This window comes from Lactiplantibacillus sp. C232 (assembly GCF_023806725.1).
Classification (GTDB): Bacteria; Bacillota; Bacilli; order Lactobacillales; family Lactobacillaceae; genus Lactiplantibacillus; species Lactiplantibacillus plantarum.
Map to the genome: position 1 here is coordinate 1 of NZ_JAMSKZ010000009.1, position 15906 is coordinate 15906.

Here is a 15906-nt window from a genome sequence, read left to right on the forward strand (position 1 = left end):
TAATGTTGTACTAAAATTTATTTGCTAGCGAATTGACTTCGCAAATGTTTTGCTCTTGATTCAAAATCAAGAGACCCTACACATTTGATTCGTCGAAACTTTGTTCAGTTTTCAAAGATCTAATTCCATGTGTTAATCGCTTAACACAACTTAATCATCATAACATCTTAATCAATATCTTGTCAACAACTTTTTTAAGAAGTAACTTGATTAATTTGTCGTGGTTGCCGTTGCGACAACAGAAACTATCTTACCAATTACTGAAGAAGTTGTCAACAACTAATTTCAATAATTATTTGGTGGTGAGATGCATCTGCCGTAGCAGCAACGTTTACTAATATACCAGCCAGTTATGAAACTGTCAACAATTAATCCAATGTTTTTTCACTTTTATGAAAAGAACGGCACAAAACTGTCGTCAATTACACAATTACTACATTATATGTCATCGATTAACATCATTGTGAGATGGCACTATGTTTTCCAATTAAGGATTCCCTTTAGACAGCAAAAAAGCGCCCGTAAAAGCACGACGAACGCTTATCTTAAGCCAGCACATCTAATTTTAAAAATTCAAATGACGTTTAACGATTGGTCGAATTCCCGCAACAATTGGGAATGCCAAGATACCACCAACCACAGCTTGAACTAAATTAGTCGGTACACCAACCAATCCAGTTGCCATCGTATACAACAGCGAATCTGACAAAAAGTATCCGACCACCATCACCACTACCGCAGTAATTATCGCTGCAATCTGTCGACCATGTGATTTGCTAGCACCAAGATATCCTGCTATTCCGCCCTCTAAACCATGAACGAGTAGTGAGAAAAACATATACTGTGGATACCCTAGCAATAAATCTAGTAATAGTCCGCTAGCACCGCCAACAATGACCCCACCACGCCAGCCAAAAATCAGTGCTGCAATAAATATTCCCGCATCACATAAGTTAATATAACCGTGTGTCATCGGGATTGGGATATGGAAAAAGATAGAAATAACAACATTAAGTGCGATCAACATCCCCAGGATTGCAATCGTCCGTGTATTAAATTTAACCCCCACCAAAACTTTCATCTCCTCAATTGATTTTCATCTGGCAATGATCACGCATTATTAATGTGACCTAAGTAAATTTTACACCAGTTCTTACTTGTAATAATAATAAAAAGACTGGGCCACAACGGGTCCAGTCCACCTGCTAAATTAACTTACTTAACATGTGCCAAGAAGTAACGTTTCTTACCACGACGTACAATGACAAATTTACCATTAAAGGCTGCGGACGGATCAATCTCGGCCTCGACATCCGTCACCTTTTCACCATTGATTCGAATCGCACCGTTTTTAATATCTTCACGTGCTTGACGCCGAGAAGGTTCGAATTTCGTAGCATCAACCAGCCACAAGACAATGTTTTGCTTTTCAGCTGAGACGTCTGCTGATGGCACACCCTTGAAACCTTGTTCAATTTCGTCCGCCGTTAAACTTTGAACATCACCAGTAAACAACGCCTTAGTAATATTTTCAGCTTCAACTACCGCCTGCTTGCCATGAACAAATTCCGTGACTTCTTCAGCTAAGCGCCGTTGTGCTTCCCGTTTTTCAGGTGCAGTCTTCACCGTTTCGGCCAATCGATCGATTTCTTCATGACTTAAGAACGTGAAGTACTTGAGGTATTTGACGACGTCTCGATCATCCTGGTTGATCCAGAATTGATAGAATTCATACGGTGATGTCCGTTCAGGGTTTAACCATACGGCCCCACCAGCAGTCTTACCAAACTTAGTCCCATCCGCCTTCAACAATAATGGAATTGTTAATCCGTAAGCCTTAGCGTCATTGCCTTCTAAGCGGTGGATCAAATCGGTCCCCGCGGTGATATTGCCCCACTGATCAGCCCCACCAATCTGGAGTTGCACGTGTTCAGCACGGTACAAGTGTAAGAAGTCAACTGATTGTAAGATTTGGTATGTGAATTCAGTGTATGAAATGCCCACTTCCAACCGGCTTGCAACAACTTCCTTGTTCAGCATCGTGTTCACACTGAACAACTTACCATAATCGCGTAAGAAATCTAGTAATGAAATTTTTGATAACCAATCGTAGTTATTCACAATCGAAAAGTTTTCGTCATGACCAAACAACTTGTACATCTGAGCACTTAAGCCATCCTGATTATGCTTCACTTGATCCATGGTCTGTAACTTACGTTCTGAGTTCTTACCAGATGGATCACCGATAGCACCCGTCCCACCACCAACTACAACGTAGGGATGATGACCAGCCAATTGGAATCGTTTGAGAATCATGAAAGGAATCAAATGCCCAATATGCATACTATCCCCGGTTGGATCAATCCCACAGTATAGTGAGACTGATTGGTTTTCGGTAAGTTCCTTTAACCCGGCCTCATCCGTTTGTTGGTTAATGGCACCACGCCATTTTAAATCATCGATAATGTTCATGTTAGTCCTCCTCGTTATTGTCGCTGGACAAAAAAACTCGCCCCTGTCATCAAAACAGGGACGAGTTTTCCGCGTTACCACCCAAGTTATCACCAAATGTGATCGCTCATTGATTAGTAACGGATATCATCCGGCCAATGGCAGTTCACGTTATGTAATTCATCTTTGACCACAGCTCGGTTCGCACCACCCACCGAGTCGCTAGACTGTTGGGTCAACGACTACTAATTAACGATCACTACTTTTTAATTATTACCTAACATCATAAGCACTCCACTGCCAAAAGTCAATCCTATTTTCGGTCAAAACATCGCATTAAACCCACTAATCTAACCATAGTGTCTGGCTTGTGAATGCGGTTGACGTCGACACAGTGATATAACCAGACTACTGGCACTCATTTATTGAGCTCCCAGGTAAAAACTTAATCTTTAGCATCCGCCGCAATTTTGATAACGGTATTGGCTTGCTGGCCTTGAACCTTAGCAACCTGTTTGCCATTTTGCCATTGAACTGAGTTTGCCTGTCCGTTTTGTGGGGTATCGTACACGGTAACGGCACCACTCGTGACATTTTTACTCGTCAAATCTTGCTTTTGAATCTGATTATTGACCTGATTAGCAAACTTGGTTGGATTACCAGCAACGTCCTGTGTATTGGCAATCGTTGTCACTGACCAACTACCCGTGTTCCAATGAACATACACTTTGCCCATCGTCCCTTGAACCGTTGCCGCTGTACCTGAATTAAGTGTCGTACGCTGACCCTGCGTATTCGCTAAGTAATCGACTTGGCTGCTGGCATCACTTTTCGTATTGTAGTTCGTCTGTTGATACGTCGCAGTCGTCGAACTAGTCCCAGCTTTGGCGTACTTCACCCGGTAGTTTCCCTTGGTCCCACTTGCACTGATGGCCTTGACTGTTTGATTGGTTGCCTTGACGGTCGTAGGCGCTGCCGTCTGACTAACCAAACTAACACTGTCTGAAGCCGCGTGTAATACATTCGTTACTGAAGGTACGGCAACAATTCCGACCACCAACATCCCAGTTGCAGTGGCGATTCCTAATTGAATTTTGCGCTTAAAGTTCATGAAAAATATCCTCCTAATTTCTACAACAAATGACCGATTTTACTTAACCATAATTACCTTTTCTACCATGATAATGAGAACTGAGCGACAGCCATGCAATCAGCTAAGTCCTCGCTTGTCCCGAGAAGTGTTATGTACGGGACGTATTTGTGTTCGTTGCCGACGTGGTGCACGACGAATCGTCGACCCTCGCCGCTGCACCGTTACTCGTAGTGTGTGGCGTCGGGATTGCCTGTTTCTCGTTACTCGCTGCCTCAGTGACGGTTGACGTCGCGTAAGTCGCTGCCGCGTTCGCCCTTTTGAACGAGCCACTGGTTTTGTTCGAATACTCTTACCGGGCCGCCGAAGTTTAGTTGCTTTGGACGTATTCAGTTTAAACTGTGTTCCTGTACGTCGCGTCGCTTTAAGTTTTATCACTTTGGGCTGAGTCGCTCGGCGTCGAATGACGCGATGCTGAGTTATTTTGCCATGATGGCTGTTAACACTGATCGTTTGCAATGACCGCCGTTTGACGCGCACCACGGTCTGCGAACGCGACTTATTGCTTACCGCTTTCTGCTGCACCGGCCGAGTCTTCACAGCTGGCTGAACTGCTGGCCTCTTAATGGCGACAACTGCTTGGCCCGCCCGTCCATGCTGTTGATTGTGGGCCGGCATAGTCAAATGGCGATCGTGCATAACTTTCAGTCTTGGTTGAGCTTTAATCACAACACTGGGTGCGCCATGGGCCGTCCCCAACCACCACGAAACGGGATGAACACTAGTAATGACCCGACTATTATCAACCGGTGCCGCTAGCCCAGCTAAATGATAGCGATTGGTATACTGCCATAACGCCGCCGAAATGATTGGTGGGTTGGGCGTTAGCGCACCAATCCACTGGGCATCAAACCGTTGCCGCGCTTGGTTGGCATACGTCAGTGCGAACGAAGCATACGAATAGAAGATCAGTTTTTTGTTAGTCAATGCGCGCATTTCACGATACCAAGCCGCAACTGCCGCATTAGTTGATCCTGAACGTACCGTATTAACTTCAAAATCCAAAGCATAAAAACGCGCAGCTTTATTGGAGCGCGCATAAAACGCTTGGGCTTCACGGCGCGCGCTAGCGGCATCCGTAAATTGCGAAAAATCATACTCACCAAATGGAATCCCATAACGAACATATAATGCCGTATTATTCGCTGCGTCCCGGTCAACATAATTTAAACCATACTGACGATGATTGATCACAAATAGCACTTGCGACTTCATCGCCTGCACCTGACTTGGGCTGAGCTGTCCTTGCCACTCGGAAATATCGACCACCGCGTGTCCCTGTGCTTGAACCGTAATTTGCATGCCAAGTGTGGCGACCACCGCCATTCCAACTAACCAACTGAGCCTTTTAATCCCCATCATGCGGTCCCTCTCCCCATACTGTGCTCCGCAATTAAAAAAATTATCATCATAAGTTGTTGGTGATTCCCACAATCATCAACAACTAAACTATCAAGGACAGTTTATGACATACCCATAACTTTAACATTCTTATACTACCAATAATAGGCCATTTTTAATGGGCTGGGGCGTCAATTCGATTTCAATTCAGTTACAGCTTGTTAACAAAGCGCCGCCCCTTTATGGTTAATATTATGAACAACTCTGGAAAGGCTGATATTTGAATTACAGTTTGGTTACAATCATGATATTGTTAGCAGTTTCTCACCCGCTTTCCGGTGCCCGAACTACCCATACCACGGGATATTACAACCGTTTCATTCGAAAATACCGCCACAAAAAAAACAACTAACCCTCATCAAGATTTTGGCTCATCTTGACCAAGATTAGTTGCTTAAACTAATTGGTTCACAATAGCATGTTGTTAACTAACTAATGTGGTAACGTCAGAACAATGGCTTGCTTGCCCATCTGATTATAAGCAGCCTCAAAATTCTTCCAGCTGACTGCCTGCTGTTTTTCTCCGTACGGATTGTTAATATAAATCAACTTTTTAGTCCGGTTAAAACCAACAATGACCACGCTGTGCATATCATAAGTCACTTTAACGGATCCCTGTGGTGTCTGCCAAGTCTGCATCGTGCTGACTGGTGCAAACGAAGCCGTCGTAATCGTCCAAACGGGCCGTCCTTGTTCTAACTGTTCAATCACAGTATCAAAGTTTGCCCCCGTTAAGTCCTTCACCTGACTAGTCTCAGTTTTCGCCAATTTATAGATTGGCTTATGATAGGCACCTAACCCAGGATCGTTACCAGTAATATCCCCAACAAACCCATACTCTGGATTTCCGTGTTCGCCGTCACTATAAGTGAGTGGCACACTCGTAATCTTTGCCGCTAATTCATTTTTAGTGACATTGATATGCGCATAATTCATCAACATCGTCAACGATGTGACTTCACAACCATTGTATAAACGTGGTGTTGTCATTTGATTCACTAGCGGGACGTCCAACTTGACCTGATTGACCGATTTGGGCTTCGTTTGGGAACTAGACTTAGCTGCATCCGTTTGTTTAGTTGTAAACGATGCATCAATCCAGTCAGAAACTTGTGTGCTTGTAAATCCAATGACCCCCAAAAGCACCATGGCAATTATGATCAGCGTCCAGGACCGGCGCCGTTTCCGTAAATGTCTTGGCATTTGTTACCATCCGTTTCTCTTTTAATTTGATTGACTACTTTACTAACATACTATGTAGTATCATACCATGGACGAATCAATAATACACCTTTACAATCTTAAAAAAAAGGCTTGTATAATCAGCCGTAAGTCAATGCTGACAAGGATTAAGGTTAGCCTGGTTAATCATTAAGCAACACACTGCTTTAATCAGTTTATTGATATATTAGTAACCTTATTATCAATTTGTTGAATTAGCCCTGACCGTTACTTAGATTATAATTGAGATTATCTGGCCGAGGCTGGCTTTTCCCAAAATGGCCTTGAATATTCGTTATTTGCCGATGAAGTCAACTTTCCTAATTCTGGGCACCTTCGTTATTTTATGAAGTACCAAGTCCTTGTTTTCAAAACTGTATTAAATTGGCCCCGGCAAATCCGTTGCGTCCTTAGATTATCTGTCATCCGTTTCAAGCCTAGTGGCATCCAAAGATTTGGCTTCTAATCAGCTTTAGAAAATTTTATGTTGATTAAAGCGCTTTCTTTATTACAATAGTAGTAAAAGCAGTTAAATCTTATGGTTAATTGTGAAAGGACCTGACCGGCATGGCTAATTCTGAAGACCAAATGGATAAACACTTACAATCCGCAATATTCGGGGCCCCCGTACTACATCCGGATGAACAACACCGTAACCTTGGCACGTTTCACGAACGAATCGATGTGGGCATTACTTTCACCCAAGCACTCATGCGTGACTACTCAACCGAACTAAAAAGTGAAATGGCGGCCCATCCTGATTACCAGTTACTCTTACATGGCTTACTAGATGAAGACATCCTGAATCGCTACGTTAAACTAGCCAACCAGCAGCACATCAGGTTTGCGATTCGAAATGACCTCATGTACCAGCACACACCTACGAGCCTCGCCATCGCCCTAGTCGCCAACTGTGCCATCACGCCACCGACAATCGATATCGATGAACGTTTTCCCGTTCCGCCACTTAACACAACTACCGATTGGTCGCACGACGTCCTCATCGATCACATTCACCGTCATCTGGAACGCAATCGTCAACTCTTCAGCATCAAACACCACTTAATCTAACCGGTGTCTTACTTTGACATCTATTGTGCGTGTTGCGTGAATTATGGTTAAAACGGACTGTTTTTTAAATCAAAAGTAACCAGCTTAGGCCCGCTGAAAAAAAGTCGAGTAAGCGTAAAATTGCTTAGTTGGCGCGTCCTAGACCGGCTTCCAGGCATTTCTGCCAATTGCTGGAACGCGGTGGACACAGATTTAAGCCGCAAACCACGTCTTAAATACTGGTCTTCCACTAACCAAGCAAAGGACGCTTGCTAAGTGGAATTTCACCGCTGAGCATTGGCCGAAATGCCTTCCAGTCGGGATAGTGTTCGAATGGCGGACATGTGCGGACCCAACTTTTGGTGAATTCGTCATTGTTTTTCATAAACAATAACTTTGTCAATCAACTGTCAGACTGAAAGTGATATTGAGATAGCTCACTAATCCTGAATTGGTATAGTAAGATGTAATCTCTCGACAAAGTGCTAATGCACCTAACATTTTGTTTGAAGTTCCAGTATCAAAATAGCCAACGATAGATTGTGCTAAGTTCGGTGGTCGTTCATCAGCCATTCGAGCGGCTTCCCGGCTGGAGGGGCTGGGGGACAATGCTCAGTAGCCAAATTATTCTTAGTCGGAAGTGATTTCCTTCCGGCTTAGAATAAGACTCGTATTTGAGATGACGCGGGTTGGGCGTTAGCTCAAATCGACGTCGGCTGCGTTCCAGCAATTGGCACCCAGCCCCGGAGGTCGGCATAGGACGCGCACCGGCTGACGGAAAACAATCCAGTTAAACAGTCCGTTTTAACCATATTTAATGCCAATCTCTCAAATCGATGCATTATACACAAAGCCACCAACTTAAAATGATCAGCTTTCACTGATTGTCCTAAGTTGGTGGCTTTTACTTTATCAATCAAAAGACTTAATTGACTTCACCATTGGCCCACTAGTTAAAATAATTGCATCACGCTAATTACGATTGGTGGCACTAGCAAGGCTGGTAATAGGTTCAACGTACTGAATTGCTTGATTTTCAACATGCCTAAGCCGGATGCTAGAATCAAGATACCACCAACAATGGTAATTTCATTCAGTAACGCTGCACTCAATGCACCTTTCAAAATTAATGCTAAAACATACAGGCTCCCCTGCCAACAAAACAAGACGCCCGCCGCAATCGCGATGCCAAATCCGAAAGTGGATGCTAATACGATCGACGTGATGCCATCTAACATGCCATTCGTAAACAAAAAGGTGTAATCATGCTTTAAGGCTGCCTCAATCGGCCCCAAAATCGATAACGATCCAATACAGTACAGTAACACCGCAGTCGCTAGGCCTTCCGCTAAGTTGCCACCCGCCAAACGGCCCACCCAGCGGTCAAAATGCCCTTGAATATCCAAAGCTTGACCAATTAATCCACCAATCGCCAAGCTCACAATAAAAAGCACCGGGTACTTACTCTGCGGCATCCGTTGCACGACCGCATTAATGCCGATGACACAAGCCGCTAGCCCTAGTGCTTGTAATAATATCGCATGGTAAGCTGGCTTGATTCCTTTTTTAAAGATACTGCCGACCAAGCAACCAGCTAAAATCATGCTCGTATTAAAAATCGTCCCAATCATATCGCCACTCCTAATCAATAGCTTAATCTCTAGCGCTTATTTCAATTTAAAATAATTAATTATCATTTAGTATAAAGTCTAAAGTTACTTGAGGGTCAAGTCTTGATTGGTAATTGTATCTGCGTCACCGACTGTGCAACCTGATCTGTAATCCCATAATCAATCAGTGCTGTCTCAATAGCTGTTCCCGCCACGTGCCAGCCGCGAGCACGACAATCCGCTAACAATTGTCGATACTGCATCGGGGCATCCAAATGAGTGCCGTGAAAAATCCGCTGCGCATAGCTACCAGCTGCCAAGTGTTCTTGATGGGGTGGCACCGTATCACCCGGTTCAAATAATAAACAAATTCCCGCATAGCGGTCAAAATGTCCGGCTTGGATGGCTTGCTGGTCGAGCATCAGCGCAACCTTGCCGAGAAAGATTTCGTTCGTCGCGCCGGTCTGTGCGCGTAGCTTAGCAATAACAAGTTCAATATCATCTTGAGGGCGATAAGGCTGACGTAAAGCCACCATCGCTCTTTCAGGTAACGTCACGCATTCAGTCACATCAAAATTGGCACTTTGGGCCGTTTTAATCTGGGCCAAGCGTGTATTGATCCGTTGTTGTACCGCCGTTAATAATCGCAATTGCGCCTCAACCTGCTGCTGTTGGGTCGTTAACATACTCGTCAGCTTGGACAGTTCACGGGCCGCAAAAAAATCGGCAATCGTAGCCAATGGTAAGCCGAGTGCTCGCAAATATTTAATGGTACTCAACCGTTCGAACTGAGGCGTCCCATAATATCGGTAGTGACTATGCGGATTGACTCGTGCCGGCGTCAATAACCCAATCTCGTCATAATAGCGTAAAGTCGCCACTGGGATATCAAATAACTGTGCGAGTTGCCCAATCGAAAAATCAGTTGTCATCCGATCGCCATCCTCCCCTATAGGTCTTATCATAACTTAATCGCTGAAGTAATTGCTGTAACCAGAATAAGATATCATAAAAAAAGTTGCATTTCAGAAATTAATTTCTGAAATACAACTTTTGGGCCTATCAATCATCAGTGATCATCGCCATCGCATTATTAATGCAGAACTAACTGACAGAGCTGTTAGCAATTATTTCGTAATTGCGCGCGCATGCCCCGCCCGAATCTCAGCTAAATACTGATCACTTTTGGCCGTATCAAATTCATGTTCTGACTTACCGATAATTACCGCAGCTAATGAATTGCCGACCACGTTAACCACGGTTCGTCCCATGTCAACTAGCCGGTCGATTCCCGCAATAAAAGCGAGTCCTTGTACTGGCACGCCAATCGTTGAAATCGTCGCCAATAAGACAACAAACGAAGCCCCCGGCACACCAGCAATCCCCTTTGACGTAATCATAAGTACAATCAATAAAGTGATCTGCTGGCTGAGTGACAGGTGAATCCCATAAGCCTGAGCTAAGAAAAGCGCCGCTAACGATTGATAAATTGCGGAGCCATCCAAGTTAAACGTATACCCAGTTGGGATCACAAATGAGACAATTCCTTCACTAACACCGTATTTCCCCATCTTATCGATAATGCGGGGCAGGGCCGCTTCAGAACTCGCCGTTGAAAAGCCAAGCACCATTTCATCACGAATGACCCGTAGTAGGTGCCAAATATTTAAACCGAATAACTTACCAACAATGCCCATCACAACCACAATAAAGATTGCCATGGTAATATAAGCAAGAATAATGAAATAGCCTAACGGGGCCAGCGCCTTCAAGCCCATTTCAGCGACCGTGACCCCAATTAAGGCACAGACGCCAATCGGAGCCGTGTGCATGACCCAGTTCGTCACTTTGAACATAGCTTCGGCGACAGCGTTCATAAAGTCCAGAATGATTTTGCCTTGTTCGCCAATAGCCGCCGTCCCTAAACCAAAGAAAACGGCAAAAAAGATGACTGGAATCATGTCACCAGCTGACAATGATTTAAAGACGTTAGTCGGGATAATGCCCATGACCGTCGACCAAATACCATTGTGTGAGACCGTCTTAGCGGTTTGCACATACTGACTAATATTCGACGCATGTAGTTGATGAATATCGATATAGTCACCAGGATGAAAAATGTTACCCATTAACAACCCTAAGGCGATCGCAATCGTCGTCATGATTTCGAAATAGATAATGGTTTTACCACCAATCCGACCTAACTTTTTGAGGTCGCCCATATTAGCAATCCCGGTAATCAGACATGCCACCACGATTGGTAAAACGATCATTTGAATCAGACTGATGAACATCGTCCCGATGTTTTGCATCGCAGTAATTGCCGTTTTATTGCCATAAAAGACGACCCCTAATACAATTCCAAGCACTAGCCCAATTAAGATCTGCCAGCCCAAGCTCAATCGGAACTGGCGATACCGCTTCATCTTTCCCTGCTTTTCCAAGCTACTTCCGCCCCATTCTCATTTATGGATGTTTTTATGAAATATTGCACACAATATTAATATTTTAGCACATTTTCAGTCAATATGAGAATTAAATTAAAAAATCAATCATTAAAATCAAATGGTCCCATTGTAATAGACGTTAATCTCAGTTGCTTTCCTCATAATCACGTGATTGTCGCGGTGAATCACTATTTCCGTTACCATCAGAATCCGAACATTAACCAAAATAGCGACAATTAAAACTAGCTTGGTTAGCAGTTGTAATCATTCCTAACCAAGCTAGTTTTTTAAGCAAAAACTTTATTCAACGGTTGCGATTACGACACTTCATCATGTCGTCACTCACTAACCGATTTAAACCGCTATTTGGAACGGGTCATCCGGTCATAGACAGCGGCACTAACCCAATCAGCGGTCCACATCCATAAAACATGCCCAATGGCTTCTGACACGTGTTCGGTCATTGGTTGATCCTTCGCAGCGGGAACGGTTCCCAGTGCTGGCAAGATACCATGGTGAAAGGCTGTCCAGATACCTAACCCATACAACGCGCTGCTGCCACCTTTTGCCCGGGGGTGCTTGCGAGCCCATAAACTATAGGCCACAGCAAAGGTCGTTGAGAATCCGAAATGCATGACATAGCTGACACCTGGTAAATCATGACCAGAATATGAATACGTTGCATGCGTAACGCTGGCGGGAATCCCAATTTGTTGCAATAATTGTTGTGGGGGATTCGTTTGATCCCGCTGTGGCGTTCGTGGCGGTAGGATATTCTCCCACCCTAACTTAACTAAACCAGAAATCACACCACCAGTCACACCAGCAATAACTGCGGCCCGATGATTGAACTGCTTGTTCACCATTAATAATTACCTGCCTCTCTATTCAATAAATTAATCATACCAGCCTTGGTACCCATTTCGAAATAATTTAGCCTGGTAATTAAATAAAAAATTTGATTTACAAAAATGAACGTGATACGATTACCACATTGATTTATCACTTGATAAATGAAATTAAAAGGGAGGAATTGACATGTATTTAGGCTTAAAAGAAATGGCCCACGAAAAACTCAGATATGGGCTACTTAGCGGGGTTTTGCTACTAATTGCCCTCGTCGTCTTTATGTTAGCGGGCCTTGCTAACGGGTTATCCAATGGTAATCGTCAGGCTGTTGACCAGTGGCATGCTCAAACAGTTTATTTGAACGAAGATGCGAATCAGACACTGTCAGCATCCCAATTAAAACTAGCAGACCAAGATCGAATCAAAGGTCAGGACGTCGCACCCTTAGCTAGTCTGTCCGGTACTTTACGAACTGCCAGTAATGGTCAAAAGACTAACGCTAGCGCTTTTGGGACCACTCGCGATAGTTTTCTGATGCCAAAAGTCATCTCAGGACACCGAATCAACGGCAAGAATCAATTATTGATTTCCGCGGGATTAAAAGACAAAGGCTATCGGATTGGTCAGAAAGTTCGCATTGGGACCACTGATCAAAAGGTAACGATCGTCGGTACTTTCAAAGCTAGTACCTATAGTATTGCGCCAACGGTCTACACGGACGTTGCCACGCTCAATCGTCTCAAAGGTAATCCCATCACCAGTGGCGATCAACAACCGGTCAACGCCTTTGTGACTAAAAAGAGTCATTTCAAGACTCAACATCATGGCAACATGCAACGTTTATCAATTGCCACGTTTATTGAAAAATTACCAGGATACAGCGCTGAGCAGTTGACACTCAACACGATGATTTACTTCTTGTTCGCAATTGCCCTAGCCGTGATTGGAATTTTCATGTTCGTTCTGACCCTTCAAAAACAAGCCTTGTTCGGGGTCTTAAAAGTACAAGGTATTGGTACCAAACACATCTTGGCTGCCCTACTCACCCAAAGTGTCGTCATGGCAATCATTGGTATCGGCATCGGCCTTCTAATTACGTTAGGCCTCGCGCAAATCATGCCCGCCGGATTACCATTCGCCATTGACTGCCCACAATTTGGTATTTATAGTGTGGCTCTCTTGTTAGCTGCAGTCGTCGGTGCCTTACTCTCATGGCGGACTGTCGCCAAGATTGACCCCGTCGTTGCCATTGGATAAGGAGGATGATATCAATGAGTCAACCAGTTTTAGCCTTACAAAATATTAATAAACAATTTGGTCACGGTCATACCGCTGTTAACGCTTTGACTGATGCCAATTTCGAAGTCAGTGCTGGCCAATTCGTCGCGATTATCGGCCCCTCTGGCTCGGGTAAATCCACCTTTTTGACGATTGCTGCCGGTTTACAAACGCCAACAAGTGGTCAAGTTATTCTGAACGGACAACCACTATCGAATCAAACGGAAAAACAGCGCTTAGCCTACCGTTTCAATGAAATTGGCTTTATCTTGCAGAGTTCCAATCTGATTCCATTCCTGACGGTTCGTGAACAGTTCAAGCTCGTCGATAAAATGGCCCGGCGCAAATTTGATCAAGCAGGCACCGATGAATTACTAGCAGAGTTAGCCCTTACTGAAGTTCGGGATGCCTACCCAAGTGACCTCTCCGGTGGTGAACGCCAACGTGTTGCCATCGCCCGTGCTCTTTACAATGATCCAAGCGTCATTCTCGCAGATGAACCGACCGCCAGCCTGGACACGCCCCGCTCCATCGACGTCGTCAAGCGCCTCGCCAACGAAGCTCATCAGCACCAAAAGGCCATCGTAATGGTGACCCATGACCAACGGCTGATTGATGACTGTGACGTGGTCTATCAAATTGAAGATGGTAAGATGAGTCGCCGCGACTCGTAGTGCCACTGACCACTGCACTTTAACCTCATAACAGTAAAAATGACCTCGCCAGGAATGTTCCTGTGAGGTCATTTTTACTGTTCATATTCACACGACTCATCAGATACTACGAATCGAAAACTAGAATTTGCCAAGCTCAAAAACAGCCAGCTTCGGCCCGCTGGAAAAAGTGCGGTTAGCGTAAACATGCTTAGATTTGGTCATCCGACATCAAGTCATCCGTTCAACTAATTAGCTTGCGGTAATTTATATCGCAATGCACGGTAAACAAGTGCGACCACGTACACCGTGATAAACCGATCTAAATAATCCGTTCCCACTTGTATCAAGAAGACAGCCATCGTTTTGCCCATACCGGTACCTAATAATAATTGGACTAGCATGCTCGAACCAGACGACGTGATGCCATGAAATAAGATGACCGTAATCGCCGTGGATAAAAGTGTTCCGGGAAGTGAAATAACACCAGCTAACCACCAATTTGACCGCCACGTGCCCGGCTTGATTCGCCGATATAGCAGACCAGCAACTAACCCAGTCAGCAGTTGAACGGGCATAAAGAACAGCGAGTACAGGTCTGTCGTCACACCCACGATAACTCCGGTGGCACCCCCGGCCAACATCCCACCCAGTGGTCCAAACACAGCAGCAGCCAAAACGGTACCAATTGAATCTAAATAAATCGGTAATTTTAACATCAAGGCAATGTTACTGCCAACAATATTCAGGGCAATGCAGAGCGCCAATAACGTAATTGCCCGCGTCTTTATTCTCTTCATGCACTCACCAATTGGTGCAAGACTTGCGTTAAATCAGGATCAGCCGCACCGACCACAGTCGTTAAGAACAACCGCCAAAAAGCTACGACGTCAACCTTCGTCATGATTTGACTATTGGGTGTGTTGTGCCAGAAATCATGATCATCCACGATTGACTGCCCACGCGCGACACCATCCGTCACAACCGTCGTGTAGCTTTCAAAGCCACTCAGAATCGTTGGGTCAAGCATTCCGGCCACGGCCAACGGATCATTGATCACACAACCAATAACCCGTTCATATTCCCAATGAAAGTCAAAATAAAAGGTTGTAATTTTCTCAACAAAAGCCCCCATTGCTGGATTGACGTCTTTAATATACGTTAATAAACTGGGTGTCAACACGATGTTACGCGTGACGTCTAAACCAACCATCTGAATGGGAACAGGCATCAAGTCAAAGACGACCTTGGCCGCATCCGGGTCACACCAGAAGTTGTATTCAGCCACTGGCGAACAATTACCGTGACTCCGATAACTTCCACCCATCAGTGTAAATTGATCGACTTGTTCAAATAAGCGTGGATCACGTTGCAGTACCGTTGCAATGTTCGTCAACGGTCCCAACGCTAAAATCGAAGTATCAGGTGCTTCAATCAGCGTCTCTTCAATAAAACCAGCGGCATCTTGAATCGGTCGTACCGCCGTTACCGCTGGAATCTGACTATTCCCTAAGCCATCATCGCCGTGGGTGTCTTGCGCACTCGTGTAGGCGACTTCCAATGGGCGATTAGCGCCCAAATAGACTGGAATATCCAATCGGTCAGCCAAATCTAAAATTTTCAGTGCATTTTCCGCACCGATATGGGTTGGCACGTTCCCACAAACAATTGTAATCCCAATCACATTAAGTGCCGGTGATTTAAGCGCCAATAATAGTGCTAAACTATCATCGATCCCGGGATCACAGTCAATAATAACGTTACGCGTCGCATTCATTCTCTTACCTCCGATAACT

At 44.6% G+C, this 15906-nt stretch carries 15 protein-coding genes and 1 other annotated feature; of the genes, 3 read left to right on the forward strand and 12 right to left on the reverse strand.

The window, feature by feature from the left end; genetic code table 11:
- Positions 1 to 565 precede the first annotated feature (565 nt).
- The 5 genes from MZO41_RS09590 to MZO41_RS09610 all read right to left on the reverse strand — a co-directional run bounded on the left by MZO41_RS09590 (position 566) and on the right by MZO41_RS09610 (position 6205).
- Positions 566 to 1081, reverse strand: coding sequence for an ECF transporter S component (locus MZO41_RS09590; protein WP_003642092.1), 516 nt, complete (start codon positions 1079 to 1081; stop codon positions 566 to 568).
- A 134-nt stretch (positions 1082 to 1215) separates the two neighbouring features.
- The gene (gene tyrS, locus MZO41_RS09595; protein WP_003642093.1) at positions 1216 to 2472 is read right to left on the reverse strand and encodes a tyrosine--tRNA ligase; all 1257 of its coding nucleotides are present in this window, start codon (positions 2470 to 2472) and stop codon (positions 1216 to 1218) included.
- Between the two features lie 53 nt (positions 2473 to 2525).
- Positions 2526 to 2720 (reverse strand) — a binding site (T-box leader).
- Positions 2721 to 2896: 176 nt separating this feature from the next.
- Positions 2897 to 3562, reverse strand: coding sequence for a hypothetical protein (locus tag MZO41_RS09600; RefSeq protein ID WP_003644748.1), 666 nt, complete (start codon positions 3560 to 3562; stop codon positions 2897 to 2899).
- A gap of 99 nt (positions 3563 to 3661) precedes the next feature.
- A complete protein-coding gene (locus MZO41_RS09605) occupies positions 3662 to 4960 on the reverse strand; it encodes a GH25 family lysozyme (RefSeq protein WP_252129678.1) in 1299 nt (432 codons plus the stop codon).
- Between the two features lie 474 nt (positions 4961 to 5434).
- Positions 5435 to 6205, reverse strand: coding sequence for a C39 family peptidase (locus MZO41_RS09610; RefSeq protein ID WP_013355862.1), 771 nt, complete (start codon positions 6203 to 6205; stop codon positions 5435 to 5437).
- A 585-nt stretch (positions 6206 to 6790) separates the two neighbouring features.
- Here MZO41_RS09610 and MZO41_RS09615 point away from each other — a divergent pair.
- A complete protein-coding gene (locus MZO41_RS09615) occupies positions 6791 to 7294 on the forward strand; it encodes a YueI family protein (protein ID WP_003642097.1) in 504 nt (167 codons plus the stop codon).
- Positions 7295 to 7672: 378 nt separating this feature from the next.
- On the opposite strand, the gene MZO41_RS09620 is transcribed toward MZO41_RS09615, so the two are convergent.
- The 5 genes from MZO41_RS09620 to MZO41_RS09640 all read right to left on the reverse strand — a co-directional run bounded on the left by MZO41_RS09620 (position 7673) and on the right by MZO41_RS09640 (position 12196).
- Positions 7673 to 7846 carry a hypothetical protein gene (locus MZO41_RS09620; protein ID WP_021355952.1) on the reverse strand — a complete coding sequence of 58 codons (174 nt, stop codon included), beginning with the start codon at positions 7844 to 7846 and terminating at the stop codon, positions 7673 to 7675.
- A 380-nt stretch (positions 7847 to 8226) separates the two neighbouring features.
- Positions 8227 to 8904, reverse strand: coding sequence for a DUF554 domain-containing protein (locus MZO41_RS09625; RefSeq protein WP_003642100.1), 678 nt, complete (start codon positions 8902 to 8904; stop codon positions 8227 to 8229).
- A gap of 95 nt (positions 8905 to 8999) precedes the next feature.
- Positions 9000 to 9815 (reverse strand): MerR family transcriptional regulator, encoded by an 816-nt coding sequence (locus tag MZO41_RS09630; protein ID WP_003642101.1) that lies wholly within the window; start codon positions 9813 to 9815, stop codon positions 9000 to 9002.
- Between the two features lie 195 nt (positions 9816 to 10010).
- Complete coding sequence (locus tag MZO41_RS09635) at positions 10011 to 11309, reverse strand: cation:dicarboxylate symporter family transporter (RefSeq protein WP_003644750.1); 1299 nt, start codon at positions 11307 to 11309, stop codon at positions 10011 to 10013.
- A 383-nt stretch (positions 11310 to 11692) separates the two neighbouring features.
- Positions 11693 to 12196, reverse strand: coding sequence for a YagU family protein (locus MZO41_RS09640; RefSeq protein ID WP_003642103.1), 504 nt, complete (start codon positions 12194 to 12196; stop codon positions 11693 to 11695).
- Between the two features lie 172 nt (positions 12197 to 12368).
- On the opposite strand from MZO41_RS09640, the gene MZO41_RS09645 reads away from it, so the two are divergent.
- Together MZO41_RS09645 and MZO41_RS09650 are read left to right on the forward strand one after the other, a co-directional pair.
- On the forward strand, positions 12369 to 13436 hold the full coding sequence (locus MZO41_RS09645) for an ABC transporter permease (protein WP_013355863.1): 1068 nt from the start codon (positions 12369 to 12371) through the stop codon (positions 13434 to 13436).
- Positions 13437 to 13450: 14 nt separating this feature from the next.
- Entirely contained in the window at positions 13451 to 14131 is a 681-nt protein-coding gene (locus tag MZO41_RS09650; protein WP_003642105.1) for an ABC transporter ATP-binding protein, read from the forward strand.
- Between the two features lie 227 nt (positions 14132 to 14358).
- Here the strand turns inward: MZO41_RS09650 and MZO41_RS09655 are convergent, their stop codons facing one another.
- Together MZO41_RS09655 and MZO41_RS09660 are read right to left on the reverse strand one after the other, a co-directional pair.
- A complete protein-coding gene (locus MZO41_RS09655) occupies positions 14359 to 14910 on the reverse strand; it encodes an ECF transporter S component (protein ID WP_013355864.1) in 552 nt (183 codons plus the stop codon).
- On the reverse strand, positions 14907 to 15887 hold the full coding sequence (locus MZO41_RS09660) for a nucleoside hydrolase (protein ID WP_013355865.1): 981 nt from the start codon (positions 15885 to 15887) through the stop codon (positions 14907 to 14909). Before MZO41_RS09660 ends, MZO41_RS09655 begins: the two co-directional genes overlap by 4 nt.
- Positions 15888 to 15906: the final 19 nt, after the last annotated feature.

What these genes read in the sequence shown, in the direction of transcription:
- MZO41_RS09625 (WP_003642100.1), bottom strand. Translation starts at nt 8,904, where the DNA reads ATGATTGGGACGATTTTTAATACGAGCATGATTTTAGCTGGTTGCTTG.
- MZO41_RS09615 (WP_003642097.1), top strand. Translation starts at nt 6,791, where the DNA reads ATGGCTAATTCTGAAGACCAAATGGATAAACACTTACAATCCGCAATA.
- tyrS (WP_003642093.1), bottom strand. Translation starts at nt 2,472, where the DNA reads ATGAACATTATCGATGATTTAAAATGGCGTGGTGCCATTAACCAACAA.
- MZO41_RS09650 (WP_003642105.1), top strand. Translation starts at nt 13,451, where the DNA reads ATGAGTCAACCAGTTTTAGCCTTACAAAATATTAATAAACAATTTGGT.
- MZO41_RS09600 (WP_003644748.1), bottom strand. Translation starts at nt 3,562, where the DNA reads ATGAACTTTAAGCGCAAAATTCAATTAGGAATCGCCACTGCAACTGGG.
- MZO41_RS09630 (WP_003642101.1), bottom strand. Translation starts at nt 9,815, where the DNA reads ATGACAACTGATTTTTCGATTGGGCAACTCGCACAGTTATTTGATATC.
- MZO41_RS09660 (WP_013355865.1), bottom strand. Translation starts at nt 15,887, where the DNA reads ATGAATGCGACGCGTAACGTTATTATTGACTGTGATCCCGGGATCGAT.
- MZO41_RS09635 (WP_003644750.1), bottom strand. Translation starts at nt 11,309, where the DNA reads ATGAAGCGGTATCGCCAGTTCCGATTGAGCTTGGGCTGGCAGATCTTA.
- MZO41_RS09605 (WP_252129678.1), bottom strand. Translation starts at nt 4,960, where the DNA reads ATGGGGATTAAAAGGCTCAGTTGGTTAGTTGGAATGGCGGTGGTCGCC.
- MZO41_RS09590 (WP_003642092.1), bottom strand. Translation starts at nt 1,081, where the DNA reads ATGAAAGTTTTGGTGGGGGTTAAATTTAATACACGGACGATTGCAATC.
- MZO41_RS09645 (WP_013355863.1), top strand. Translation starts at nt 12,369, where the DNA reads ATGTATTTAGGCTTAAAAGAAATGGCCCACGAAAAACTCAGATATGGG.
- MZO41_RS09655 (WP_013355864.1), bottom strand. Translation starts at nt 14,910, where the DNA reads ATGAAGAGAATAAAGACGCGGGCAATTACGTTATTGGCGCTCTGCATT.
- MZO41_RS09620 (WP_021355952.1), bottom strand. Translation starts at nt 7,846, where the DNA reads ATGGCTGATGAACGACCACCGAACTTAGCACAATCTATCGTTGGCTAT.
- MZO41_RS09610 (WP_013355862.1), bottom strand. Translation starts at nt 6,205, where the DNA reads ATGCCAAGACATTTACGGAAACGGCGCCGGTCCTGGACGCTGATCATA.
- MZO41_RS09640 (WP_003642103.1), bottom strand. Translation starts at nt 12,196, where the DNA reads ATGGTGAACAAGCAGTTCAATCATCGGGCCGCAGTTATTGCTGGTGTG.